Below are 25,076 nucleotides of genomic sequence, written 5' to 3'. Positions count from 1 at the left end.
GCAAAGGAAAAAGGATTATGGTGGACAAGGCACAGACGACTCGCTACGAACAGGTCAAGCAGATACTCGATGCGGCCGCCGGCCAGAGCACGGCGGATTATGACGGGCAGGGCCACTTCTGGCATCTGCCGCTATCACAATTCCTGAATGTTGAGGTCTACGGCGTGCGCATGATCGCGCCCCCCGAGCCGGCCGTCCATTCGTGCTGTCATCATGACGAGGCGACCGGCGAGACGGCGACGAATCGCAGCGCGCGGTCGGGCCTCATCAAAGGGCTGCGCGGCCAGCTACCTTTTGATGGCTCGCAGTTCCCGCCGCTGCCCTGGGGCGGCCAGGCGGTCGCCGTCGCCGACATCAACTTCATCGCCGACTGGATCGATGATGGCTGCCCGGCTGCCGACCACCTGACTTCCTTCGACCTCAAAGGCGAGGCCACCGAGCCCGAGCTGGTGAAGATCGAGGCGGCCAACGTCGAGCCGGCGGCGCACCGCTTCGAGGTCTACGAAGGCGCGCCGAACGAATACCCTTACCGCTACGGCGAGCTGAAACAGCGCATGAACCTCGACTGCATGTCGGACACGCAGCACGAGAAATTGCGCTGGGCCTTCCGCCAGCTCTACCGCCTCAACAAGTGGCCGGAGGATCGGCGCAGCTATAACAACATGGCTTTGATTCATCAGAATCACTGCCAGCATGGGTGGGAGCGCTTCTTGCCCTGGCACCGCGTCTACCTCTACGAGTTCGAGCAGGCGCTTCAAGATGTCTGCCCCGGCGTCACCCTTCCTTACTGGGACTGGACCATGGCGATGTACTCGCCGCACTCGCCCGAAACCGGCTCGGTCATCCCGCCCTCCTTCAAGGCCTACCTGACCACGGCGTCGATCACTTACCTGACCGAGGTCGCCATACCGAGCATCGACAAGGCGGACGGCGAAAAGCTACAGCAGCAGATGGTTGACAAGCAGAAGGTTTACACTTCTCCGACCGCCTTCTTCGCGGCGGTCGTAGAGATCACGAAGAACGAGGATTACACTCAGGGCGAGTACCGCAACCGCTTCATCGACGCGCTGCTGGCGGCAAACTCCTTGTGGTATCCGCTGCGTTACCCTGGGGAGTACTTCGACCCGAATACCAAAAAGCCGGTGCCGGTCAACCGCTCGATCTTTCACTACCACTACCCGACGCCGGAGGACATGGCGCAGATTCTCAGCCTGCGGACCTTCCGCGACTTCGGCGGCGGCAGCTACTACGACGACTCGTTCGGCTTTCTCGATCAGAACCCGCACAACACCATGCACATCTGGACGGGCGGCCAGAACCCGCTCGTGGATGGCCCCAAGCCCGAGGCCGGCCCCAAGGGGGCTAGCCCCAAGATGGTGACGCTGCGCCAGGCCGCCGGCGACCGTAACCGCGGCGTGCGGGTCACAGGCCGCCGCTTTCACTCGCGCAGCGACCTCTACAGTCAGCCCGAATTCGGTGACATGCTGAGCAACCTGACGGCCTCGTTTGACCCGGTCTTCTGGCCCATCCATTCCAACATCGACCGCACCTGGCACGAGTGGCAGGAGTTGAACCCGCACTCGCTGCCCAAAGACCTCGACGCGGTGCTGACGCCGTGGAGTTATACGATTGCCGACACGCTCGACATGGCGCGCTTCGGTTACGAATACGTCAAGTGCGCTTTCCTGGTGCCGGTGGGGCTGGAGACGCCCGTGGGCCGCTTCGTCTCGCAGCCGATCAATGTGCCCGAGGCGGTGCGCGGGACGTTGAATCAGGCGGAAGTTCGCCTGCATCGCGTCCCGCAGTTGCCGCGCTCTTGCTTCATCCGCGTCTTCCTGAACCTCGCGGACGCCGACGCCTCGACGCCCATTGATGATGAGCACTACGCCGGCTATCTGGCCATCTTCGGTCATGGCTCTTGCATCGGCGGGCCGGGCCATTGCGACCTGCCGCCGGGTCGGCCTCGGCAGTACGACCAGCGGCCGCGCCATCACAACACGCCGCGCAACCACCGCGTCAACGTCACCGCGGCGGCCAAGCGCCTGCTCGACCAGGGCGCGACGACTTTGCAGATCACGCTGGTAGTGATCGGCGCCGATTACCAGGAAGAGAAAGACTTGCTGCGGCTCGACGGCGTGTCGCTCGATTTTCTCGACTAATTCCGAGGAAGAAAAATCTATGCCTACGACCTACCGCATCCACCCTGGAGTCGGCGTCGCCCGACTCGGCAACAGCCCCGACGCCTTCTACATCGGGCCGGAGACGCCCGCCGCGATGCCCATCGCTTGCGACCAGCGGGGCAATCCCCGGCTGTCGCCCGATGGCGTGACCGAGCAGACCATCAAGAGCTTCAAAGACGGCGAAGGGCGCATCAAGCGTCAGGCGGCGCGCTTCCAGATATGGGCCTATGACGACGACCACCCGGAGGGCCATCCCCTCAAGCTCGGCGACCAGATCGAAGGCGGCGGCAACGCCGGCACGCTCATCGATATCCAGTGGCGCGTCTACCTGGCGAATAAGAAAGCCTCGTGGTATCAGTTCGAGCAGCTTGACGGCGAACATGGCTACGCCCCGGATCACCCGCTGCGTAACAGTGCCATCACTGACCCGAACGCCCGCCAGCAACTGATCATCGATCCCGGCCCGCGCACCGTCGATCATACGAATCAGCGCACGGCGCGCTTTAGCCGCGAAGGCTACGACATCTACGCGCCGACCTTCCCGCCGCCGCTGAAGCCCAACTCCATAGACACGCTCGGCGACCTGCTGACGGACGACACGGGGAGGCTGCTGGTGCTTGGCGGTCACGGCAACTCGGGCTCGTACCTGTATGACGACTTCGGGCAGCCGCGCATCGAAGACTACGCCAACAACGATGGCTGGTTCGACGACACCTCGGATGGCCCGGTCATGGCGCGGCTCGTCATGTTCTCGCCGCTGGTGCAGCGCATCCGTTACATCGATGTCGAATTCCCGGCCTGGGTCGTCGTCGCCTACCCGCGCTACGTGCCGGAGATTCTCGACATTGTGACGATGGACGATGTGATCGAAGACCTCGCCATCCGGCAGTTCGCGGCGCGCACAGACCTCTATGGGACGGCGGGGACCTTCAACGACCCGCCGCACATCCCGCCCACAGACGAAGGGGCGTTGATTCACTGGCGGGCCGGGCGCTTGCGCTGGAACCCTGAGCACAAGCCCTGGTTCTTCCGCGACATCTGGCGCATCCTCTACCGCCCGGACGAGTACAGCTACCTTTGTGACGTCCTGGGGCAGTCGAACTACCCGCACAACCAATCGACGCGCGGTTCCTTCGACCCGGAAAAGCTGGGGCTGCCGCCGATGGTTGACCGCCCGGCGGTCGTCGCTTGCGAGAAGAAATGTATTGAAGACCACCATTCGGGACAACTCTTCATTGACACGCTGACGGCGGCGCTGCTGCCGCTTGAGACGGCGGCGCCGCGCTCGGCGGCGAGCGCCGACAATCAGCCGTACCTGGTAGACGAGGCGCAAGTCGGCGAGCTGCGCGAGCTGCTGGCGGGCTTTGCCCGCGAGGTGGTTGGCGACGACGCCGGTGACGATTTCGACAGCTACCAGCGGCGCTGGCAGGCGGCGACCGGGGCGATGTGGAACACCACGGACGCCGAGAAGCTGGAGCGCGCCGTAGACCGTATCGCCGACGCCCGCGCGCCGCGCGGCGACGAATTCGGCGACCGCTTCCACCAGCTCATGCGCGACCACCTGCGGCGATATGTGACGGGCAGGCTCCTCGAAGACTGCCGCCGCCGCTGCATCGCCGCCAACACCTATGATCCTTATGGCCCATTGCGGCGCTACCTCTTCGACCTGCTGCGCGCGCCCGGCGAGGAGAATCAATTCGTCATCGGCGGCAGGCCGAGCAGCCGCGTCCACGACCTGCCGCGCATGCCGCTGCTCTGCGGCGACAACCCGATCTCGAACACGCTGGTGTCAAAGTTCCTGCGCCTCACCGACTACCAGTTTTATCTGCTGCGTCAATGGGCGCTCGGCTTGTTCTACAACGAGAAGCTCGAAGGCTGGGGCGACCCGGACCCCTGGCAGCCGTACGCCGATTGGGTGAACCGCACGGCGCGCGACCTCGACCGGGCGGTGCTGACCAACCTCCTTGGCGGCTCGTTCTGCCCCGGCGCCGAGCTCGGCTGGGTGATGCGCACCCCATCGATCTGGCGTGAGCCTTATCGCATCAATGCCGACCCGGCATTTTATAACTTCGGGCAGACGCCGGCGCAGGCGAGCGCCGCCGGCACGGTTGCCGACGGCGACTTTGCTTTCTATGCCGGCGACGATCTCAGCCTGGAGAACAATTTCCAGACAGGCTTACAGCCCGGCGACCTGACCAAGTATATGTCCGTCCCCTGGCAGGCCGACTTCAACGAATGCTCGACGCAGCCGATTGATATCACCTACGAAATGTGGAACGTGATCTATCCCGAAAGCGACAAAGACAAGCTGATGGAGCGCGAGCGCCGCGTCTGGGAGACGCTGTGGTGGCCGGCGCACCGCCCGCTCCAGTCGTGGGAGTTGCTGTCGGTCAGCGATGGCCAGCCGAACATCGCCTGGCGCGACTGGAGTCCGGGCGTGCCGCAGACCAACGCCGGCGACTTGAAGATGGTCACAGAGTGGTGGCGGCTGGGCTTCATTCGCCGCAACCCCTTCTTGCCTCCCGGTGACGTCAAACCGACGACGTTGCCGCCAGACCAGAAATACATCAGCACCGAACGCACGAAATACGACAAGAACGACTAAGGAGAAACTATGAGCGACAATCCATTCGTCGGCACCTGGACCTATCGCAGCTTACTCAACGACCCTGACATCAACACAGACTTCGATAGCCTCGAATTCGGGCGCGGCACGCTGGTCATCACCGCGCCGTCTTCGGACACGCTCGGCGGCACGATTGGCGGCAGCCTCGGTCCCGGTCAAGGGAACTGGTCGCTCGATCTGCACGGCTCGATTGGCTATGGCTCGCCGGGGCAGGTGCGCTTCCAGGGCAAAGGGCTGGTGCAGGGAGAAGAGTGGGTTTATGACTACATCGGCTGGCTCGTGCCGGTCTGGCCCAACAGCAACGACTCGCTTCAGACGGCGGCGATTGTCGGCTCGATAGTGCGCACCATCCCGCATTCGGGAGGCCAACCCGGAACCGTCGCCCCGGCAGGCGTCGTCGCGTCGTTCTACGCGGTGCGGGTGGACTAGACTTGTGGCGCAAGCTGTTAGCTTGCGCGAGACCTGACGCAAGCTGTTAGCTTGCGCCACATACTATGGAGCCTGCGTCTTTTGATGTGGCCATCGTTGGCGGCGGCCCCGCCGGTGCGGCGACGGCGCTGTCGCTGCGCGCCCACGCGCCATCGCTCTCTGTCGTCGTCATCGAAGCGTCGCGGTACGACACGCCGCGCATCGGCGAGACCTTGCCGCCTCTGGCGCAAACCATCCTTGAACACCTCGGCGTCTGGCAGCCATTCCGCGCCCAACCGCACCGCGAGGTGTATGGCACGGCGGCAGTGTGGGGCACGGCCAGGCCGCTCGACAACGACTTCATCTATACGCCGGCCAACGTCGGCTGGCATCTCGACCGCGCCGCCTTCGACCAGATGCTTGCGGGCGAGGCCGAGCGTTGCGGCGCGACGCTCATCCTCGGGGCCCGACTGCGCGACGCCGAACGCGTCGGCGACGAATGGCGGCTGGCGCTTTCGTCAGGCCGCCGGCTCGCGGCCCGATTCATTGTTGATGCCACCGGCGGCGTCGCCGCTTTCGCCCGTCGCTGCGGCGCACGTTTTGTTGACGCCGACCGACTCGTCGGCATCAGTCGCCTCTTTGATGGCGGCGGCGACGACCCGCGCGTTCTCGTCGAAGCCTTTGAGGATGGCTGGTGGTACACCGCCGGATTGCCTGGCGGGCGGCGCATCACTGCCTGCATGACCGACGCGGATATCGCCCGCCGCATGAGACTCAGCGATGCGGAGCGGTGGGGTCAGAAGCTCGCGACCATGCCGGCAGTCGGCGCGTTGTCGCGGGAGGGCAAGCCGTCTGGCCCGCTGGTCGTTCACTCCTCTGAGTCGCGCCGCCTTGAGCCGGCAGCGGGCGGCGACTGGCTGGCGGTCGGCGACGCCGCGTCGCGGTTCGACCCCCTCTCTTCTCAGGGCATCCTCAAGGCGCTGCGGTCCGGAATATTCGCCTCCTACGCAATCGGCGATTGGCTGACGCGAGGCGATGAGGCAGGCGTGCGCCGTTATCGCCGCTTCGTGCTCGCAGAGTTCAACAGCTACACCGAGACCCGCGCGAAATATTACCGCGAAGAACAGCGATGGCCCGCCAGCGAGTTCTGGCGTCGTCGGCATGCACTCGACGATCACGCGCCGCCGTAACCGGCTGCACAGCGAAGTCGGTTGTTGTGTGACTTAAGTCAACGCGCCGCCCGCGGCGTTCGCTTAAGCTTAAGGCTTGAAGGGTGAGTGCCGCACGATGGCAGACACGGCAATGACCGGCAGAGCAAAGATGAGCAGAATTTCACAGTGGGCTAGAGGAATAATTCGCAGTACGCAATGATTCTCCCGCGCCGCCGTTTCGCGCTTGCTGATTCTGCCGACGTTTACGGCTCCTCCCTTCGCCTGGCACTTCTATTGCAATAAGGACGGGTTGGCGGCGTCTGGGCATGCTCTCGCCCCGAGCAGCCTAATCGAGTACAACCCGGAAAGGAATTATTATGGCGTATAAACGTCTGTGGATAGCTTTGTGTGTGGTGGTCGTCGGCTCGTTCGCCGTGCTCGGCGGCGTCGGCACCCGATTGTTATCCAACGCGCCGCCTATCCCGGAGCGCGTCGTCACGACCGATGGTCGTATCCTGTTCGACAAAGAAACTATTCAAGACGGGCAGAACGTCTGGCAATCCATCGGCGGCCAGGAGACCGGCTCCATCTGGGGCCACGGCTCTTACGTCGCTCCCGACTGGACGGCGGATTATCTGCACCGCGAATTAAACTACACGCTCGACAAATGGGCCGCCGGCTACGGCCAGGCAAGCTTCGCGGCGCTTAATGCCGAGCAGCAGGCCGTGTTGAAAGCGCGCCTCGAAACTGTGTTTCGCACGAATACCTACGACGCCGCGACCGGCACCTTGACGATTGATCCGGCGCGCGCTGAGGCGTTCGACTCGCTCTCGAAGTATTACGCCGATGTGTTCGCCAATGGTCGCAGCGAATATGCGATCCCGCGCGACGCCTTGACCGACCAGACCAAGCAGCGGCAGATGGCGTCGTTCTTCTGGTGGACGGCGTGGGCGGCGTCAACCAACCGCCCCAATGATTCTGTCAGCTACACCAACAACTGGCCGCACGAGCCGCTGATCAATAACCACCCGACGACGAGCGCCACGGTCTGGAGCATTATCAGCTTCATCCTTTTGCTGGCAGGCATCGGCGCTCTGGTCTGGTATTACAGCACGCGTGAGCGCGAAGCCCCACCCAAGGACGTGCCGAACAACGATCCGCTGCTTGGCTTCCAGCCAACGCCGTCGCAGCGCGCGACGATCAAATACTTCATCGTCGTCACAGCGTTGATCGTCGTGCAGATTTTGCTCGGCGCCGTCACGGCGCATTACGGCGTCGAAGGCGACGGTTTCTATGGCATCCCGAGCGCGCTTGAAGTCGTCCCTCTGGTGCTGATCGGGCGCGAGGCGTGGGACAACATCAAGCTGTCGCGGACGAAAGAATGGGTAGCGAATTATCGCTGGCCGATCAACTTCTTCGTCGCCGTGGCATTCTGGAATCTGGTCGGCGCCGGCTTGTTCGGCTTCCTGATCAACCCGCCGGTGGCGCTCTATTACATGCAGGGCTTGAACACGACGCCGGTTCATGGACACACCGCGCTGTTCGGCGTCTACGGCATGCTCGGCATCGGCTTGATGCTGTTCGTGCTGCGGGCGCTGAAGCCGGGCCGGGCGTGGAAGGAGTGGCCGTTGAAGTGGGCGTTCTGGACGATCAACATCGGCCTGACGATGATGGTCGTCTTGAGCCTGCTGCCCATCGGCTTGATGCAGACCTGGGCTTCGGTCGAGCACGGCACGTGGTACGCGCGCTCGGCGGAGTTCTTGCAGACCGGCTTGCTTGAAAAGCTGCGCTGGCTGCGCGGGCCGGGCGATGCGCTGTTTGCCATCGGCGCGTTGCTGCTCGGCTGGTTCGTCATCAACCTGTTCACGGGCCGCTCGTTTGATAAGCCGAGCGAAGTCGAATCGCGCGACACCCGGCGACAGCCGCGAATCAAGGCGAGCGAAGCTTACTCAGGCGACTAAGAGCGGCAATGAAGTTTGCCGTACACGCCAAAGCGGCTGGCTCGTCGTGAGCCAGCCGCTTTCATTTTATGGCGCTGCGTTGTTGACCGCATGAGAATCTGCCGGTAAGGTGTAGCGGTTGTTCTGGCGGGCAAAAATACCTCAGGAGCGATTCGATGATAAAACTGAATGAGCGGTATCGGGTGGGGTTGATCGTAGTTGTCGTTTGCTTGTCTCTTTCGGGCGCCAGCTTTCACACGGCGGCGCAACAATCGCAGTCCAAGTGTCCGACGACTAAAATGGTCTGCCCCGATCTGGTTAAAGTCGGAGAGAAACTCACCTTCACGGCCAATGTTCAGGGCGGCGATCAGAATGTGACGCCGACCTACAACTGGACAGTCTCGGCAGGCGCGATCAGTTCGGGCCAGGGCACCTCCACCATCACCGTTGACACGAAAGGGGTGGCCGCCGACACCAGCGTCACGGCGACGGTCGAGTTGGGCGGTTACGACCGCGAATGCGGCTACGGCTCGACGGTTGCAAGTTGCACATCGTCTGTCGAGAAGTAGGCTGAAGAGAATTAGCCACAAAGACACCAAGGCACAAAGGAGCACAAAGAAGATTGTGATTCTTCGTGTCTTTGTGCCTTGGTGGCCTGTCTGTTTTTCAACTCATCACACTTCCTGGACGGCCTGCACCAGGCGGGTCAGCGACGACTTGGCGTCGCCATAGAGCATGCCGGTGTTCGGCTTGAAGAAGAGCGGGTTTTCGATGCCGGCAAAGCCTTTGCCTTTGCCGCGCTTCAAGACGATTACCGACTGCGCGCGGTCAACTTCTAAAATCGGCATGCCGGCAATCGGGCTTTGCGGATTGTCGCGGGCATCAGGATTGACGACATCGTTGGCGCCGATGACGACCGCGACATCGGTCGAGGGGAACTCAGGGTTAATCTGCTCCAGCTCGTACAACTGCGAATAGGGCACGTTGGATTCGGCCAGCAACACATTCATGTGACCGGGCATGCGGCCTGCCACAGGGTGAATCGCATACTTGACGCTGACGCCGCGCTTTTCGAGCAGGTCGCCCAGCTCGCGGACGGCATGCTGTGCCTGCGCCGTCGCCATGCCATATCCCGGCGCGAAGACCACCTGGCGGGCATACGCTAATTGCACGGCGACGTCTTCGGGAGAAACCTCGCGCATCACGCCTTCGGCCTGCACCGCCTGAACCGCCGAGTCCGAGCCGAAAGCGCCGAACAGCACATTCGTCACCGAGCGGTTCATCGCCCGGCACATCAGGATTGATAGAATGAATCCCGAAAAGCCGTCGAGCGTGCCGGCGATGATCAACACATTATTCGATATCGCAAAGCCTGTGGCTGCCGCCGCCAATCCCGCATACGAGTTCATCAGCGACATCACCACCGGCATGTCCGCCGCGCCAATCGGCAGCACCAGCAGAACGCCGAAGGCGAACGCCAGGCCGACCATCGTGTAAAACGCCACGCCGGTCGAGGGCACAAACAAGAGGTAAACGAACAGCCCGATCATCACGACAAACAACGTGATGTTAAAAATGTTCTGTCCCTTGTAGGTGATAGGCGTGCCGCGAATCAAGTCTTGCAGCTTGATGAAAGCCATCAGGCTGCCGGTCACCGTCAGGCTGCCGAGCATGACTTCGAGGCCGAGCGCGGTCATCTTAAAGGTGCCGAGCGCCTCGCCATGCCGCGCGTATTCCGAGATGCCGACCAGCGATGCGGCGAGCGCCCCGAACGCATGCGAGAGCGCCGTTCGTTGCGGCATCGCCGTCATCGGCATCCAGATAGACATCGCCGCGCCGATCAGCGAGCCGATGATGATGCCGGCAATGATCCACTCGAAGCGCACGATCTCGTGGCGCACCAGTGTGCCGACGATGGCCGTGAGCATGCCAATCGCCGCGAGGTTCATGCCGCGCCGCGCCGTGTCGGGGTGGCTCAGGCTCTTGAGGCCGAAGATGAATAAGATGGAGGCTAGCAGGTAAGTGATCTCGCTGAAGTAGCTCATCCGCGTCGCTTCGTCTCCTTTTCGGCGGTGTCTGTATCGGCGGGCTTCTTACGGAACATGCGCAGCATGCGGTCGGTGATCATAAAGCCGCCGACGACGTTGGTCATCGCGGCAACGACGGCGAGAAAGCCGAGGATCGTGCTCGTCCGGTTATAACCGCTGCCGGCAGTGACCAGCGCGCCAACCACCGAGATGGCCGAGATGGCGTTGGTCGCAGACATCAGCGGCGTATGCAGCAGCGGCGGCACGCGCGAGATGACTTGATAGCCGAGAAACGCCGCCAGCGCGAAGACGTAGAGCGCGCCAATGAACATCTCGGGGCTCATAAAAGAACCGCCGTCCGTAGACGGCGCTTCGGCCAGCGCGAGGATGAGTGCCAAAGGCTCAAGCATTAGACCCCTCTCTGTAATTCAGTTCACACCTGCACAAGCTTCATAAACTACTTCCCGGCGAGCGCAGCGGCGACGCGGGCGTTGACGGCGCGGCCCTCGTGCGCGACACAGGACGCGGCAACGATGTCATCGCTCATATCCATGTTCAAAGCGCCGTCTTTGATCATCAAGCTCAGGAACGATGTCAGGTTGCGCGAATACAACTGGCTGGCATGCACGGCGACGGTCGCCGCCAGGTTTAAGGGCGCAAGAATCTGGACGCCGTCCTTGATTACATCTTCGCCGGCGCGAGTCGCCGCGCAGTTGCCGCCCGTCGAAGCCGCCAGATCAACGATCACCGAACCGCGCTTCATCCCGGCCACCGCTTCGTCGGTCACCAGCAAAGGCGCGCGGCGGCCCGGCACTTGCGCCGAAGTGACGATGACGTCCGCCGTGCGCGCCGCTTTGGCAATCAGGGCGCGCGCCCGCTCCATCGCTTCTTCGGTAATCTCTTTCGCGTAGCCTCCGGCATCTTCGGTCTGCAAGCCGCTCAAGTCCAGCTCAAGAAAGCTCGCGCCTAATGACTTCACCGCTTCGCCCGCCGCGGCGCGAATGTCGAAGCCTTCGACGACCGCGCCTAGCCGCCGCGCCGTCGCGATGGCTTGCAAGCCGGCGACGCCCGCGCCCAACACCAGGACGCGCGCCGGCGGCACCGTGCCCGCTGCCGTCGTCAGCATCGGGAACATGCGCGGCAAGCGCTCGGCTGCCATCAACACCGATTTGTAGCCGACGACCGTCGCCATCGAAGAGAGCGCGTCCATCGCCTGTGCCCGCGTCGTTCGCGGCACCAGCTCCATCGCGAAGGCCGAAAGCTGGCGCTCGACAAACGGGCGCATCGCTTGCGGCTCATCGAGCGGGCGCAGAAAGCCGATGACTACCGCCCCCGGTTTCAATTGATCGATCACTTCGACGGATGGCGCGTTGACCGTGGCCAGCACGTCGGCAGCGCCGAGCAGCGCGGCGCGATCCGCCGACACGTCGGCCCCGGCGGCCGTGTAACTTTCATCGCTTGCGCCGGCATCGCGGCCTGAGCCGCTTTCGACGGCGACCCGCACGTTTGCGGCGACGAGTTTCTTGACCGACTCAGGCACGAGCGCGACGCGCGACTCGCTCGCCTGCGATTCTTTGACGACGACGACCTGCATTCAGGCTCCTTCGGCAGCGAACGATTCAGACAGAGACCCGCGCGCCGCTTGCCGGATCACCAGCGGCGGCGATATCTGTTGCTGCATTGTATCAGGAAGCGGCTTGACGTCTAACCCGCGTGGAATACCATCCCATTGATTCGCACGTCGCCTGGCTCGCCCTGGCGGCCGGCGGCTAGAGCGGGCACCCCCTGGCGGCGTATCTCCGAGTCGGTTTTGTTGCTACCGGCGTGGCCCGGCGCTTACGCGCCGTGTGCCTTGCCGGGCGGCACATAGTTGATGTAGGTGTTGAGCAAGCGAATCTCTTCGGCTTTCTCGTCGGCGTCCACCTTGAGCAAATCGCGCAACGAGACCAGGCCGACGAAGCGCTGCCCTTCCAGCACAGGCAGGTGGCGGCAGCGCGCCGTCTGCATCTTCGAGATCGCCGATTCGTAGCTTTCGTCCGGGCTGGCGATGGTCAGGTTGGTGGTCATCACCTCGCCGACGCGGACATTTTGCGGGTCGCGGCCTTCGGCGACAACGCGCCGCATCAGGTCGCGCTCCGAAAACAGGCCGGCGATGCGCTCGCCCTCAACCACCGTCACCGCGCCGATGTTGCGTTCAGCCATGTAGCGCGCTGCGGCATAGGCGGTGTCGTCAACCGATATGCAGAAGAGGTCACGATCCGAGTCCTTGACTATCGAGCCGAGATTTTTCATAGTCCCTCCTCGTCGCCTGTTGGGCAGGCGGTTCCGCTAGGGTCTGGATAATTTGAACGGCCAACGCACCGCCTCGGGCGAGGAAAGGTGATCGTGCGTTAGTCGTCCACTCAGCGATGAAGGCCCGCGCTGACGACGACTGCTTAGGTCACAAACTGCACGTCTTTGCAGCTGGCCTGAGTCTACCCGCGCCGCGTTTTTATTGTCAACGGACCGCTGTGCTAGAACAGGGCCTATTCATTCTCGAATAACCATCGGATATAAACCGCCAAGACGCCAAGATCGCCAAGAAAAGCTCGGCGTTCTCTTGGCGTCCTTGGCGTCTTGGCGGTTCAAGTCCGGAGAATAAATAGACCCTGTGTGCTAGAATCGTTGCGTGAACCGCGAACGCATCAAGCAACTGCTGGAAGAGACGCGCGACGGGCGCGTGTCCATAGACGAAGCGACCGAGCAACTCGCCCACCTGCCTTACGAAGACCTGGAATTCGCCCGCATCGATCATCACCGCGCCCTGCGGCACGGCTTCCCCGAAGTCATTCTCGGCCAGGGCAAGACCGTCGAGCAGATCACCCGCATCGCCGAGCGCATTCTCGCTTACCACGCCAACCTGCTGGTCTCGCGCACCACGGAAGAGGTCTTTCAGGCCATCCTGAAGCTCGCGCCCGAAGCGGAGTTTCACCACGAGGCGCGCATGGTGTCGGTCTTGCGCGACCGCACAGAGCGCGGCGCGGGCGTGATTGCGGTGATCTCTGCCGGCACCTCGGACATCCCTGTGGCCGAAGAGGCGGCGGTGACGGCGACGGCAATGGGCAATCGCGTGGCGCGCGTCTATGACGTCGGCGTTGCGGGGATTCATCGGCTGTTCGGAGCGCGCGCCGAGTTTGAAGCGGCGCGGGTCATCATCGTTGTCGCCGGTATGGAGGGCGCCTTGCCGTCGGTAGTTGGTGGATTAGTCAGCGTGCCGGTGATCGCTGTGCCGACAAGCATCGGCTATGGCGCGTCTTTTAACGGGCTGGCGGCGCTGCTCGGCATGCTCAACTCATGCGCCTCGAACGTCACGGTCGTCAACATCGATAACGGCTTCGGAGCCGGCTACGTCGCCAGCCTGATTAACCGCAAAGGCCAGGAGTCAGGAGTCAGGGGTCAGGAGTCAGAATAAAAGCGGCGGCGCGAACAGTGTACGCACCGACGGCTTCCTCTTCCCTTCTGTCTTCTGACTTCTGACTCCTGACTTCTTACCGAGAGAGCTTCGCCTTGACCAGCTCGCTCAGGGCTTTGCCGTCAACGGTCTTGCCTTCCAGGCGCGGGCGCACACCCTTCATCACCGCGCCCATGTCTTTCATCGAAGCCGCGCCAAGCTCGGCGATGGTGTCGTCAACGGCTTCGGCCATCTCTTCTTCGCTGGCCGAAGCCGGCAGATAGGTTTGAATCAGCCGCGCTTCGCTCTCTTCTTTGTCGGCCAGATCCGTGCGGCCGGCGGCGCGATACTGCTCTGCCGCGTCGCGCCGCTGCTTGAGCAAGGTGTTCAGCACGCGCCCGGCTTCGGTGTCGTCCACGGCGCCCGGCAGCTCGGTTTCGCGCAAGGTCAGCGCCGTTTTCATCATGCGCAGGGCGCTCAGGCGCTCGGCCTCTTTCGCCTTCATGGCGGCGGTGATGTCGCGGTTGATCTGTTCTACGATTGCCATATCCAGTCCTCTTATCGTTTTCGGTTGCGGCGTCGAGCCCGACTAGCGGCGGCGCCCGTTGTCGTCGCGCTGCCGGTCATCGCTCTCATGCTCCAGCTTGTAGAAGTCTAACATCACGTCGGCGCGGCCCTTCATATCGCGCTCCAGGCGATTGAGCGCGACGCGCACAACATCGCGGTGGTGGACGCGGCGTCGGCTCGGGATGTTTGAAATCTGTAGCCAGAGCTTATGCACCAGGGCAACGTCTTCGTCCGTCAGCGGCGGCGCATGCGCGCCCAGCTCGACGACGTGCTCGTCGCCGCTCGGCTCGATGATCTTGAACAGCACGCGGCGGCGCGGCGCCTGGCCGAGCTTCTCCCACGAGCGGCCCAGCTCGCGCGCCTGTTCCTGCATCGTCACCCGCGCCGAGGTGCCGGCGACGATCTCTGCCGAGTCGAGCTGATAGGCGGTCTGCACCACCGCGTCATAGATGTTCGTCGCCGGCACGATCAGCAAGTCAACCGGCTTGCCATGTTTTTCCGCGAGCGCCACGACGCGCGTGAAAAGCTTCTGCTCGTACTCGTCAAACAAGGTCTCGTCCGCCGGCTCGCCGCTGGTGTCGCCCGAAACCAGCCGCATCGTCATCACGACAATGTCTTGCTCTTCGGTGTTCGTTTCGGTCAGCGCCTGCTCAAGGTGCGACAGGGTGTTGAAATCGCGCACCGCCACCAGCACGTTGCCGGGCCGTACGCCGACCGACTGTTCGCTCACCGCCTCGCTGTGCTGCAACTGGAAGCGGTCGAGCTTCGCCAGCGTCAGGTCGAGCTTGCGGCGGTTGATGCGCTCGGAGATCGTGAAGGTGATAAAAAAAGCCAGCGTGAAAACGATGCCCGAAATCGTCGCCACCTTTTTGGTCAGCAGGTTGGTCATCGCAATCGACAGCAGCATCAGGGCGATGATGATCAGCCCCATCGGTATCTCTGTCTTGCCGATTCTTAGATTGACCGGCACCTTCCATTCGCGCCCCTTTGGGCGCGTGAAGCGCAGTAACAATGTCGCTACGGCGTTGAACGAAAAGCTCCAGATCACGCCGAACGCGTACGCCTCGCCGAGCAGGAAAACGTCGCCGCGCGAGCCGATGATGGTGATGATTTGCAGCACGGCGATGATCGTGACGATGCGGTAAGTGGTGCCGTACTTTTTGTGCGGGGCGCGGAACCAGTCGGTCAGCACGCCGTCTTCCGAGATGCGATTCAAGACGCCGTTCGAACCGATGATCGCCGTGTTGACCGCCCCCGACAACATCAAGAAACCGACGACCACGACGAACGCCTGGAAGATCAGCTTCAGATAGGTCGGCCCGACAAAGCTCATGGCCAGGCCGGAAATCAAGTTGTCGAAAACCTGCGGGCGCACCTCGTCGGGAATGATCGCCACCGCAAAGAAGCTGACCAGCGAAGTGAATAGCAGCGAGTAGATGAAGATGACCAGCGCCGCGAGCTTGAGGTTATGCAGCTTCGGATGTTCCAGCTCGCGGTTGACCTGCGCCAGGGTCTCCTGGCCGCTCATGGCCAGCACCGAATGGCCGAAGGCAACGAGGATGCCGAGCAATCCAATCAATGTCGGCGCGCTCGCGGCGATGCGGAAGCGGTCGCCGTCCGAGACGAACCAGCGCAAGGATTCAATCCAGCCGAGCGCATGCTCGGGCGCGCCGGCATAACTCAAAGTGTCGCGCGACGGCAATGGCACGCTTTGGCCGCCACGCTCCAGCAGCGTGAAGACGCTCCAGCCGATCATGATGATGACCATGACGGTGGTGATGTACATGATGCGCAGCGCGTCGTCCGACGATTCGTGAATGCCCTTGATGTTGCGCCACCAGAAGTAGGCCGTCACCAGCACCGCCATCGCCGCCGCCAGCAGGTTCTTCTCGGCGTCCGGCGGCTGCCACGGGTGGCCGAAGTAGGTGAGCGTTTGCGCCACCAATCCGACGATGTACTGGCCGGCGGCAACGCCCGATATCGGCCCGGTCAGGATGAAGTCGAAGAGCAGCGCCGACACCGAAACCTTCGCCATCGTCCCGCCCATGGCTTCTTTGACGACACGATAGACGCCGCCGCGCGTGAACATCGTTGACGATTCGATGTAGAGCGCCGAGACCGCCGCGCTCAACAGCATGACGCCGAGGATGAGCCACGGGGCCGACTTGCCGACCGCCTTTTCGGCGATGCCGCCGACATAGAAAGCCGACGAGCCGAGATCGTTCAAGACAATGGCTGCTGCCCGCCAGAACGAAATGAATGACAGCATCACCGTCGTCGCCACGACGACTTTCACGCGGCCCGATGATTTTGTAAGGTTCATAACCAATCAACCGAAAGCCTTCCGGGCACTCCTGGTGAGAAGGCAAAAGGCGCTTATCCGGGGTCAGCCGCGCTCGCGGTTGCGGGAATCGATTGCGCGGGCGTCCTGACTAATCATACAAAGCCCTTCAAGCGAGTGCTAGTCACGCGCTGGCGTCTGGCCGGACGCGCACTCGCCCACCAGCCTGACACCGCTCTCGCAAAGCGTCGGCGCAGCGAGTAGCCACAAACCGCGACAGGCATGCTATTTCTCCAATTGCGAATTCGGAACCAGAAATGGAGGTGACGGCGGGCCTCTTCATATCGGCAAGTCCCTTGTGCAAGTGGATAGCATACGCCGGCCCGCGCGCTTGTCAAGCCGGGCAAGCGCGACGGCGCGGCGAGCCTCTATGTTAGGATAAGAAGCGCTTGCGAACACGGCAGCGGCAAACGGCGCTGCGGCTCCTGCGACAACGAGCGCAATCAACCGCACAGGGATGTTATGAACCCAATCTGGACGCACCTCATCAACGACGCGACGCGGCAGATCAAGCGTGTCTGCACGCACTGTCGCAGGGCCGGCAAGTACGCGAAGAAGCGTGCCGGCCAGTTCTATAAATGCCGGTACTGCGGCCACCGCTTTCAGGAAAAGAAGAAATAAGCCGGCGGGAATGATCTCTCGTGCGGCTGTCAATTTAGCCGGCGCGATATGCTATATTCAAGCCGACGACCCGGGCAGCGCCGGACTTCTCGGCACGGTGGTGAGCTTCGAGAAATCTCGCCTGTCTGCCTGAAACCACGGACGACCGATTGATGGCCAACGCTCATGCTCGTTGAAAAAATCACCAGCCGACAAAACCCACTGGTCAAACGCTTTCGCCGGGTGCGCGCCGGCAGCGAGCACCATCACATTTTTCTCGAAGGCGTCCGCCTGATCGAAGACGCCGTCGAGGCCGGGGCGCATTTCGAGACCATCGCCTTCACCTCATCGCTTGAGACCGGCGAGCGCGGCTTGCGGCTGCTCGACGAGCTGCAAAAGATTCCCTGCCGCGGCGCACACGTGCCGCCGCAGGTGATGCAGGCCATCGCCGACACCGAATCGCCGCAAGGCGTCGCGGCCATTGTCAGCCGTCCGTTTTACGAGCTTGCCGAATTGTTCGCCGCGCGCCCGACGCTCGTCGTCATCGCCGACGGCCTGCAAGACCCCGGCAATCTCGGCACCATCATTCGCACAGCGGAATCGGCCGCAGCCGACTGCCTGGTGACGACGCGGGACACGGTTGATCCGTTCAATCAGAAAGCCCTGCGCGCTTCGATGGGCTCGGCCCTGCGCCTGCCGATTGTCACCGACGTCGCCCGCGCCGACATCGCGCAGCTCTGCCGCTCGCATCAGGTCGCGCTGGTCGGCACGCGCACGTCGCCGGCGCGCATGGCGGTGATGATCGAAGACGCGGCGCGCGCTGAAAAGACTCACGCCTACACCGACGCCGATCTCACCGTGCCGCTCGCCTTCATCCTTGGCCGCGAAGCCACGGGCCTCGACGAAGAGGTGGTAGCCGACGCCGACCAGTTCGTCTTCATCCCCATGAGCCCGCGCATCGAATCGCTCAATGTTTCGGCGGCGGCGGCCATCCTTCTGTACGAAGCGGCGCGCCAGCGTCAATTCCTCAACATGAAATGACCGCGCGGCGCAGGCCAAGGATTTGCTTCCCTTTGGGTTCGCCTGCCGCTTATAATTTTTGTTGAACGCCCCGGAACGAACAAAGATAAAAATGACACGCACATCTACCCGCATCTCTACGTACCTCGAAAGCGAAATCGCGCGCGGCGCTTTTCCCGGCGCGCAATATGTCATCGGCGAAGCCGGCCACATCGTCTTTGAAGCGGCGCTTGGCCATGCGGTCGTCGAGCCTGAGCGCATCGCTGCGACGCTCGATACGATTTACGATCTCGCGTCATTGACCAAGCCGCTGGTCACGGCGCTGCTGGCCGTCATCCTTGACGAACGCGGCCTCTGGGACCTGCGCGCGCCTGCCGCCGATTACCTGAGCGAGCTGCGGCAGTGCAAGCGCCGGGTGACGCTGACCGAGCTGCTGACGCACACATCGGGGCTGCCGAACTGGCGACCGCTCTACCTTGAGACCGCGCAGCCGGCGGCGGTGCCGGCTTATATTGCCGGCCTGATCGATGAGGTCTCGGGCGCCACGATGCTGCCGGTGGTCTACAGCGATTTGAACTACATTCTGCTCGGCGCCGCCCTGGAGCGCATCACCGGCATGAAGCTCGACCGCCTGGCGCGGCAAGAGATCATTGAGCCGCTGGCGCTGACGCGCACGGCTTTCAATCCGCCGCCTGAGTGGAAGCGCGAGATCGCCGCGACCGAGCTTGGTCAGTCATTCGAGCATGCCAACGCCGCTTGCGACGCCGAGAACCGCGGACGCGCAGACGCGGAAAAAGACGACGCGGGGACGGGGGGACGCGGCGACGCGGAGAAAGAAGAAGCCAACGACCAGCGGACGATAATCCCCGCGTCGCCGCGTCCCCCCGTCCCCGCGTCGCCCATTCGCGTCCCCGCGTCTTATCTGTGGCGCGAAGGCGTCATCTGGGGCGAGGTTCATGATGGTAATGCGCATTACTTCGGCGGCGTTGCCGGGCACGCGGGCTTATTCTCGACGGCGCGCGAAGTCTTTCAGATTGCCAGTCAATCGCTGCGCGGCAGCCGTCTGGTGAGCGAGCGCGGCCTCAACTGGCTGACAGAGAATTTGACACCCGGACGCCTGACGGCGCGTTCAATCGGATGGGTGCTGGCGGCGACGGCGGACTGTTCGGCGGGCGCCGCCCTGCCGCCGACCGCTATCGGCCATAATGGATTTACCGGCACGAGCGTCTGGATGGACGCCGAGGCGCAGCGCGTCTTCGTCCTGTTGACCAACCGCGTTCATCCGCACATCGGGCCGATTGATATGAAAGGCGTGCGCCAGCGCTTCAACACGCTCGCCGTTGAAGCGCTGGGCTAGTGTCTAGTTCCTGGTTGGTAGTACCCAGCCGCACGGCTCACGACCTGCTCGAACCAGGAACCAGAAACCAATGAGTCGTTGTCGTGCTTGAGACGCTGAACCAGTACATCGAAGAGCAGCCGTTGCGCGGCATGCGCGACCGCGTGCGCGTGTGGCTGCACAACGAGCGCGTCTTTGCGCGGTTGCTGGCGGTGTCTGTCGTCCTACATATCTGCTTCTACGCCGGCATCATTCTCTTGAACTCATGGGAGATGCGCCACATCAAGCCACGACGGCGGCAAGTCGCGGCGCTCGAAGTGATCACGGAAATCGCGCCGCCGCCATCGTCTTCACGAATGCGCACGCCGACCGTGGCGCTTGAGCGCGCCGAGGCCAACCGCTTTGAATTCGATCCGCAGACCGCTAACGACACAGACTTGATCGCCCGCTCGCCCAACCCTTCGACGCAGCGCGGCAGCAAGGGAGCGCGGCCATCGGCCAGCGAGATCGAAGCGCAAATCAAGCCCGCTCGCGGCGGCGGCAATCAAGGTCATTCGCCCGACCGTTCGACAGTTCCGCCGCCGCCGGTGATTGCCGCGGTGCCGAGCGCCCGCGCGCCGCAACCGGTCACCCCTGCCGCCGGCTCGCCTACGGTGACGCCGCCCGCGTCGCCCGCTCCACGGCCCGCGCCCGACAGTGCGCCCGAAACGCCTGCCGGCACGCAGCGCGGCACCAGCAGCGAAGCCAGCGCCTTTGGCACGCAACGCATCAGCGCCCAGTACATTGCCCTGGTGCGCGCCAAAGTCCGCCGCACCAATGAAGCCTACATGCCCCGCGATTTCGTCAATACGACGCTGAGCCGCGAAGTCTCCGCCGAGTTCGCGCTGGTTCTCAATCGCAGCGGGCGCGTCGCGTCGTTGACCCTCGTTCGCCCATCCGGTTACAAGGCCCTTGACGATATCGCCAGACAGGCTATATTTAATGCCAGCCCCTTCGAAGGTTACCCCCAGACCGCAGGTGATACGATCCCGCTCACAGTGACGGTATATTACAACCCTTCGCGGTGATGTTATGCGAACAGCGAAACGATCTGTGCGGCTGCAAGGCAGGCGCGCGATGCTTACTTTTATTTTGTCTGCCGGCTTACTGCTCAACGGCGGCGATTTCTTGCGCGTCTTCGCGCAGCAATCGGCCAATGATTCAATCGTCGAGCGCGCCGGTCAGAGTGATGACGCCGCCAGTCAAAGCGCCTCGCGCCCGCGCCGCATAGACGCCGACCGCGCCTATGACGATGACGGCCCGCTGATTCGCGTCGCCCTGATGACCGATGTGACCGACGTGACGTTAAGCTCTTCGTCAGGCTTCATTGTGCTGCGCAACGGGGCGCGTCGCGACGCCGAAAAGATCGCCCGCCAGGCGGTACGCTTCGAGATTCGCCAGCAGCTCGTGCGCCAGCCGGCGACCGCAGCAGTGCGTGATGATCGTCGCAGCACCCATGACATCAACGAAGCGTCACGCGATGATTACCGCGTCGAAGTCGGCACCGTCACCGACGCCCGCCAGGCGCGCAAAGTCGTTGACGACCTCAAACAGCGCATCGCCGAGCCGGCGAGCATCGTCTACGACAAACAGCAGCTCGCCTTTCATATCGTCATCGGCAAATTCGATGACCGGCGCGGCGCGCTGACGATGATCGAACGGCTGCGCCGCGAAGGCTATGGCGCGGCGCACGTCGCGCCCGATTACGCCGCCGACGAGGGTGATGGCGCGAGCAAATCTTCTGTAGCAAAAACCACGACCAACAAACCGGCCGCACATCGCGAGGCGGAGCCTGCTTATCAACGGCTGTCGCAACTGGTCGCCGTCGAAGGCGATCACCTGCTTGCAAGCAGCGATGACCGGCTGACGATCACCGCCGCTAACACGGCCGAGCCGCCGCGCCCGCCTGCCGACACGCGAACCGAACCGCGCAAAGAAAAAGAGACGACGAAACGCGACAGCGATTATCTCGAAACCCAGCAGCGCGACGCCGAGCGGTTGTGGGGCGCGCGCCCGAAGCCGCTGAACAACGACGCGGCCAGCGTGGTCATCAATCCGGCGCTCGGCGGCAACTCGTCGTCGCGAGCCGCGTCATTCTTACGCGTCGGCGGCAAAGAGTATCGCGGCGAGATGCAGCTTATCCTCAACGCGCGTGGCCGCATCAACGTCGTCAACGTGCTGCCGCTTGAGCAGTACTTGCGCGGCGTCGTGCCGATGGAGCTGTCGCCGGGCGCTTACCCGGCGGTCGAAGCCTTGAAGGCGCAGGCGGTGGCGGCGCGCACCTACGCGCTGGCGCATCGCACGCAGTCGCGCGATGCAGACTTTGATCTGCGCGATGACACGCGCTCGCAGGTCTACGGCGGCTTGAGCGCCGAGCGCGACCTGACGAACCGCGCCGTCGAAGAAACGCGCGGCGTCGCCATTCTTTATACAAACGACGCAGGCCGGCTAGTGCCGATTGATGCGCTCTACACGGCCAACTGCGGCGGGCGCACCGAAAATAACGAAGTGATCTTTGGCGGCAAGCCGCTCTCTTATCTACGCTCGGTCACCTGCCAGCCCGACCGGCAGACCTTCGCCGGTCACGACATCGTTTCAAACCGAACGGCGGAATCCTTGATTGAATCGGAGAACCGCGCAGGGGGGCGCGACCTGGCGCTGCTGCAAGTGCTCGGCTTCGTGCTGCCGCGCAAGGCGTCAACGAATTATCTGCGCAGCGCGCCCGACGATGGCGAGATGCAGAACTGGATGCGACGCGCCGCCGAGATAGTCGGCCACGCCGCGCCGCGGTCGCTTAAAGAGACGACGCGGCTCGGCGGCTTCGCGCTGTTGCTGGCTTCGGCGATTTATGGCGAAGGCCATGCCCGCTTGCTGCTGACGCCCGCCGATGTCGATTACTTGCTTACGGGCCTGGCGGTGAAAGAAGCGACGCCCGACATGCGCGCCAGCCTGGCGTTGCTGTTGCGCGACCGCCTCTTGCAATGGCCTGCCGGCTTCGACAGCCGCGCCCCGCTGACGCGCGCGCTGGTGATTGAAACGCTGGCCCGCGCCCTGTTGCTGAAATCACGCGCCATGCAGAACGGTAATCTGCTGTCGCTTACCGCGGGCTTGAAATTTGAAACGACGCGGGCCGCCGAGCAGGGCCGACTGTTGCTTGCGCTGCCGCCCGCGACTAGAGCGCCGGCAGCCGCGGTCGCTTCGGTGAAGACGACGGCGAGCAAAGAAGCCCGCGCCAGTGCGCCGCCACAAATCACGGCTCGTCGCAACGCGAAACCGAAAGCGGTCGCCAGCGCAAACAAGTCCAACTCGAAGGCTCTGGCCAGCGCAAAGCCGCGCCCGCCGGCTTCGACGGCCCCCGCGAGATCAAGCAGCCAGCCCGGCACGCTCGCAAGCATCGACGCCGAGGCGCGGCCCACGCGCGCCGGCCAGGAGATGACCGCCAAAGAGATTATTGCTTACTCGAACGCCTCGGGCTTTGACCGCGACAATTCCACTAATCGCCTTGCCGGGCGGCAGACGCTCGATGGCCTTGAAGTCGAACCGGGCGCGTATTTGTTCCGCCGCTTTGGCGACGCGGGCTATGCGGTTGACCGCCTGACCCTGGTGGGCGGCGAGAGCGTCATCTATCACATGGACTCGGCGGGGCGCGTCGATTTTCTTGAAGCCACGCCGTCGGAGCGCGGCGCTTCGAGCGACCGCTTTTCCAGCGTCGCGCAGTGGCAGGAACGCATCAGTGCTGAAGAAGTGCGGCGGCGATTGGCGCGCGCCGGCGTCAACGTCGGGCCGCTCGACAGCCTCACGCCGACTGAATTCACCGAGTCGAGCCGCGTGATTGAAATCGAAGTCGCCGGCCCGGACGGCACGACGAGCCTGCGCGGGCCGCAGTTGCGCAGCGTTCTCGGATTGAAAGAAAACCTCTTCGTCGTTGACCGCGAGTTTGATGCGCGCGGGCGGGTCACGGCTTTCGTCTTCACGGGGCGCGGCTGGGGCCACGGCGTCGGCATGTGCCAGGTAGGCGCTTACGGGCTGGCGCGCGATGGCTACTCCTACACACAGATTCTTCAGAAGTACTACACCGGCGTGCGCGTGCAGAAGGTCTATTGAAAATGATGAACGATGAATGATGAGTGATGAATTACAGAGCTAGCACCCGCCGTAATGGGACTTGTCTCCGGCAGTTCATCATTCATCATTCATCGTTCATCATTTATCTCGATGCTCCCTCGCGGATCAAAGCGCGGCCAATCACCATGCGTTGAATCTGATTCGTGCCTTCGTAAATCTGCGTGATCTTGGCGTCGCGCATGAACTTCTCGACCGGATAATCGCGACAGTAACCGTAACCGCCAAACAACTGTACGGCGTCGGTGGTGACGCGCATGGCCGTGTCTGTGGCAAAGACTTTCGACATCGCCGAAATCTTCGAGACATCTTTGACGCCCGCGTCCACGGCGCGCGCCGCCGCATAGACCAGATGGCGCGCCGCTTCGACCTGCGTCGCCATGTCTGCGAGCATAAATTGAATGCCCTGGAACGAGGCGATGGATTGGCCGAACTGCTGCCGCTGCTTGGTGTATCCGAGCGCCAGGTCTAACGCGCCCTGCGCGATGCCTAAGCCCTGCGCGGCGACAAAGGGGCGAGCGACATCCAGCGTCATCATTGCGTGCTTGAAGCCGCGCCCTTCGCTGCCGCCGAGCAAGCTCGCTTCGGGCACGCGCACATTGCGGAAGTGCGTTTCGTTGACCGGCACACAGCGAATGCCCATCAAGTCTTCGCGCTTGCCCAGCTCGAAGCCCGGCGTTTCGCGCTCGACGATAAAGCCGGTGACGCCGCGCGTGCCGCGCTCCGGGTTGGTCGTCGCAAAGACCGTGTAGAGGCTCGCCGCCGCGCCATTGGTCGTCCACTTCTTATCGCCATTGATGACGTAGCCATCGCTGTCGCGCTCGGCGCGCGTTTGCAGACTACCGGCGTCCGAGCCGGCATTCTTTTCAGAGAGGCAGAAGGCGATCAGCTTACGGCCAGCGGCGATGTCGGGCAGGTACTGCTTCTTCTGTTCTTCGGTGCCGCCCAGAACAATCGGCAGCGAGCCGAGCGCGTTGACCACATAAGCGCAGCCGATGGCGCCACAGGCCCGCGAGATTTCTTCGACGACGATGCAGAGATTGAGCAGGCCAGAGCTGCCGCCGCCGAAATCCTTCGGAATCCACATGCCCATGAGCTGAGTCTCTTGCAGGGCCTTGATGACATCCCAGGGATATTCGCCGGTGCGGTCAAGCTCGGCGGCGACCGGCTTCACATACTGTTCGGCGACCTGGCGTGCGCGGTCGCGGTAATCGAGATTCTCTTTGCTCAGTAATTCGTCCACCGATTGATCCTCCTTCGGATAATGAGTGCAGGCCGGGGCGAAGGCG

Annotated in this window: 19 protein-coding genes; 12 read left to right on the top strand and 7 right to left on the bottom strand. The window is 63.0% G+C overall.

The window, feature by feature from the left end; all coding sequences use genetic code 11:
* Window positions 1-17: 17 nt before the first annotated feature.
* The 6 genes from VJ464_09230 to VJ464_09205 all read left to right on the top strand — a co-directional run bounded on the left by VJ464_09230 (window position 18) and on the right by VJ464_09205 (window position 8,874).
* A complete protein-coding gene (locus VJ464_09230; GenBank protein HKQ05301.1) occupies window positions 18-2,159 on the top strand; it encodes a tyrosinase family protein in 2,142 nt (713 codons plus the stop codon).
* Between the two features lie 19 nt (window positions 2,160-2,178).
* A complete protein-coding gene (locus VJ464_09225; protein HKQ05300.1) occupies window positions 2,179-4,785 on the top strand; it encodes a LodA/GoxA family CTQ-dependent oxidase in 2,607 nt (868 codons plus the stop codon).
* 9 nt (window positions 4,786-4,794) lie between these two features.
* Window positions 4,795-5,235, top strand: coding sequence for a hypothetical protein (locus VJ464_09220; protein ID HKQ05299.1), 441 nt, complete (start codon window positions 4,795-4,797; stop codon window positions 5,233-5,235).
* 65 nt (window positions 5,236-5,300) lie between these two features.
* The gene (locus VJ464_09215; protein HKQ05298.1) at window positions 5,301-6,404 is read left to right on the top strand and encodes a tryptophan 7-halogenase; all 1,104 of its coding nucleotides are present in this window, start codon (window positions 5,301-5,303) and stop codon (window positions 6,402-6,404) included.
* Between the two features lie 338 nt (window positions 6,405-6,742).
* A complete protein-coding gene (locus VJ464_09210; protein HKQ05297.1) occupies window positions 6,743-8,326 on the top strand; it encodes a cbb3-type cytochrome c oxidase subunit I in 1,584 nt (527 codons plus the stop codon).
* A gap of 155 nt (window positions 8,327-8,481) precedes the next feature.
* Window positions 8,482-8,874 carry a hypothetical protein gene (locus VJ464_09205; GenBank protein HKQ05296.1) on the top strand — a complete coding sequence of 131 codons (393 nt, stop codon included), beginning with the start codon at window positions 8,482-8,484 and terminating at the stop codon, window positions 8,872-8,874.
* A gap of 105 nt (window positions 8,875-8,979) precedes the next feature.
* Here VJ464_09205 and VJ464_09200 read toward each other — a convergent pair whose 3' ends face one another.
* The 4 genes from VJ464_09200 to VJ464_09185 form a co-directional block, all read right to left on the bottom strand.
* Window positions 8,980-10,350: an NAD(P)(+) transhydrogenase (Re/Si-specific) subunit beta gene (locus VJ464_09200; protein HKQ05295.1), complete on the bottom strand. Its 1,371-nt coding sequence runs from the start codon at window positions 10,348-10,350 to the stop codon at window positions 8,980-8,982.
* Window positions 10,347-10,676, bottom strand: coding sequence for an NAD(P) transhydrogenase subunit alpha (locus VJ464_09195; GenBank protein ID HKQ05294.1), 330 nt, complete (start codon window positions 10,674-10,676; stop codon window positions 10,347-10,349). Before VJ464_09195 ends, VJ464_09200 begins: the two co-directional genes overlap by 4 nt.
* A 113-nt stretch (window positions 10,677-10,789) precedes the next feature.
* Window positions 10,790-11,926: an NAD(P) transhydrogenase subunit alpha gene (locus VJ464_09190; protein ID HKQ05293.1), complete on the bottom strand. Its 1,137-nt coding sequence runs from the start codon at window positions 11,924-11,926 to the stop codon at window positions 10,790-10,792.
* 242 nt (window positions 11,927-12,168) lie between these two features.
* A complete protein-coding gene (locus tag VJ464_09185; protein ID HKQ05292.1) occupies window positions 12,169-12,624 on the bottom strand; it encodes a CBS domain-containing protein in 456 nt (151 codons plus the stop codon).
* Window positions 12,625-13,000: 376 nt separating this feature from the next.
* On the opposite strand from VJ464_09185, the gene larB reads away from it, so the two are divergent.
* A complete protein-coding gene (larB, locus tag VJ464_09180; protein HKQ05291.1) occupies window positions 13,001-13,783 on the top strand; it encodes a nickel pincer cofactor biosynthesis protein LarB in 783 nt (260 codons plus the stop codon).
* A gap of 76 nt (window positions 13,784-13,859) precedes the next feature.
* On the opposite strand, the gene VJ464_09175 is transcribed toward larB, so the two are convergent.
* Both VJ464_09175 and VJ464_09170 read right to left on the bottom strand, forming a co-directional pair.
* The gene (locus VJ464_09175) at window positions 13,860-14,309 is read right to left on the bottom strand and encodes a GatB/YqeY domain-containing protein (GenBank protein HKQ05290.1); all 450 of its coding nucleotides are present in this window, start codon (window positions 14,307-14,309) and stop codon (window positions 13,860-13,862) included.
* Window positions 14,310-14,351: 42 nt separating this feature from the next.
* Entirely contained in the window at window positions 14,352-16,652 is a 2,301-nt protein-coding gene (locus tag VJ464_09170; protein HKQ05289.1) for an APC family permease, read from the bottom strand.
* 480 nt (window positions 16,653-17,132) lie between these two features.
* Here VJ464_09170 and VJ464_09165 point away from each other — a divergent pair, with 480 nt between their 5' ends.
* From VJ464_09165 to VJ464_09145, 5 genes are all read left to right on the top strand, one after another.
* On the top strand, window positions 17,133-17,291 hold the full coding sequence (locus VJ464_09165) for a hypothetical protein (protein ID HKQ05288.1): 159 nt from the start codon (window positions 17,133-17,135) through the stop codon (window positions 17,289-17,291).
* Between the two features lie 165 nt (window positions 17,292-17,456).
* Window positions 17,457-18,311, top strand: coding sequence for an RNA methyltransferase (locus tag VJ464_09160; GenBank protein HKQ05287.1), 855 nt, complete (start codon window positions 17,457-17,459; stop codon window positions 18,309-18,311).
* A gap of 91 nt (window positions 18,312-18,402) precedes the next feature.
* On the top strand, window positions 18,403-19,647 hold the full coding sequence (locus tag VJ464_09155; GenBank protein ID HKQ05286.1) for a serine hydrolase domain-containing protein: 1,245 nt from the start codon (window positions 18,403-18,405) through the stop codon (window positions 19,645-19,647).
* An 83-nt stretch (window positions 19,648-19,730) separates the two neighbouring features.
* The gene (locus VJ464_09150; protein HKQ05285.1) at window positions 19,731-20,693 is read left to right on the top strand and encodes a TonB C-terminal domain-containing protein; all 963 of its coding nucleotides are present in this window, start codon (window positions 19,731-19,733) and stop codon (window positions 20,691-20,693) included.
* 4 nt (window positions 20,694-20,697) lie between these two features.
* Window positions 20,698-23,769 (top strand): SpoIID/LytB domain-containing protein, encoded by a 3,072-nt coding sequence (locus VJ464_09145; GenBank protein HKQ05284.1) that lies wholly within the window; start codon window positions 20,698-20,700, stop codon window positions 23,767-23,769.
* Between the two features lie 103 nt (window positions 23,770-23,872).
* On the opposite strand, the gene VJ464_09140 is transcribed toward VJ464_09145, so the two are convergent.
* Window positions 23,873-25,030 (bottom strand): acyl-CoA dehydrogenase family protein, encoded by a 1,158-nt coding sequence (locus VJ464_09140; GenBank protein ID HKQ05283.1) that lies wholly within the window; start codon window positions 25,028-25,030, stop codon window positions 23,873-23,875.
* Between the last annotated feature and the right edge of the window lie 46 nt (window positions 25,031-25,076).

This window comes from Blastocatellia bacterium (genome assembly GCA_035275065.1).
Taxonomy (GTDB): domain Bacteria; phylum Acidobacteriota; class Blastocatellia; order UBA7656; family UBA7656; genus DATENM01.
Note: the sequence above shows the minus strand (reverse complement) of the source record. Positions and strands in the feature narration are given on the sequence as shown.

Coding starts and splice junctions, on each gene's coding strand:
- VJ464_09230 (HKQ05301.1), top strand. CDS start 18: ATGGTGGACAAGGCACAGACGACTCGCTACGAACAGGTCAAGCAGATA.
- VJ464_09225 (HKQ05300.1), top strand. CDS start 2,179: ATGCCTACGACCTACCGCATCCACCCTGGAGTCGGCGTCGCCCGACTC.
- VJ464_09220 (HKQ05299.1), top strand. CDS start 4,795: ATGAGCGACAATCCATTCGTCGGCACCTGGACCTATCGCAGCTTACTC.
- VJ464_09215 (HKQ05298.1), top strand. CDS start 5,301: ATGGAGCCTGCGTCTTTTGATGTGGCCATCGTTGGCGGCGGCCCCGCC.
- VJ464_09210 (HKQ05297.1), top strand. CDS start 6,743: ATGGCGTATAAACGTCTGTGGATAGCTTTGTGTGTGGTGGTCGTCGGC.
- VJ464_09205 (HKQ05296.1), top strand. CDS start 8,482: ATGATAAAACTGAATGAGCGGTATCGGGTGGGGTTGATCGTAGTTGTC.
- VJ464_09200 (HKQ05295.1), bottom strand. CDS start 10,350: ATGAGCTACTTCAGCGAGATCACTTACCTGCTAGCCTCCATCTTATTC.
- VJ464_09195 (HKQ05294.1), bottom strand. CDS start 10,676: ATGAGCCCCGAGATGTTCATTGGCGCGCTCTACGTCTTCGCGCTGGCG.
- VJ464_09190 (HKQ05293.1), bottom strand. CDS start 11,926: ATGCAGGTCGTCGTCGTCAAAGAATCGCAGGCGAGCGAGTCGCGCGTC.
- VJ464_09185 (HKQ05292.1), bottom strand. CDS start 12,624: ATGAAAAATCTCGGCTCGATAGTCAAGGACTCGGATCGTGACCTCTTC.
- VJ464_09175 (HKQ05290.1), bottom strand. CDS start 14,309: ATGGCAATCGTAGAACAGATCAACCGCGACATCACCGCCGCCATGAAG.
- VJ464_09170 (HKQ05289.1), bottom strand. CDS start 16,652: ATGAACCTTACAAAATCATCGGGCCGCGTGAAAGTCGTCGTGGCGACG.
- VJ464_09165 (HKQ05288.1), top strand. CDS start 17,133: ATGAACCCAATCTGGACGCACCTCATCAACGACGCGACGCGGCAGATC.
- VJ464_09160 (HKQ05287.1), top strand. CDS start 17,457: ATGCTCGTTGAAAAAATCACCAGCCGACAAAACCCACTGGTCAAACGC.
- VJ464_09155 (HKQ05286.1), top strand. CDS start 18,403: ATGACACGCACATCTACCCGCATCTCTACGTACCTCGAAAGCGAAATC.
- VJ464_09145 (HKQ05284.1), top strand. CDS start 20,698: ATGCGAACAGCGAAACGATCTGTGCGGCTGCAAGGCAGGCGCGCGATG.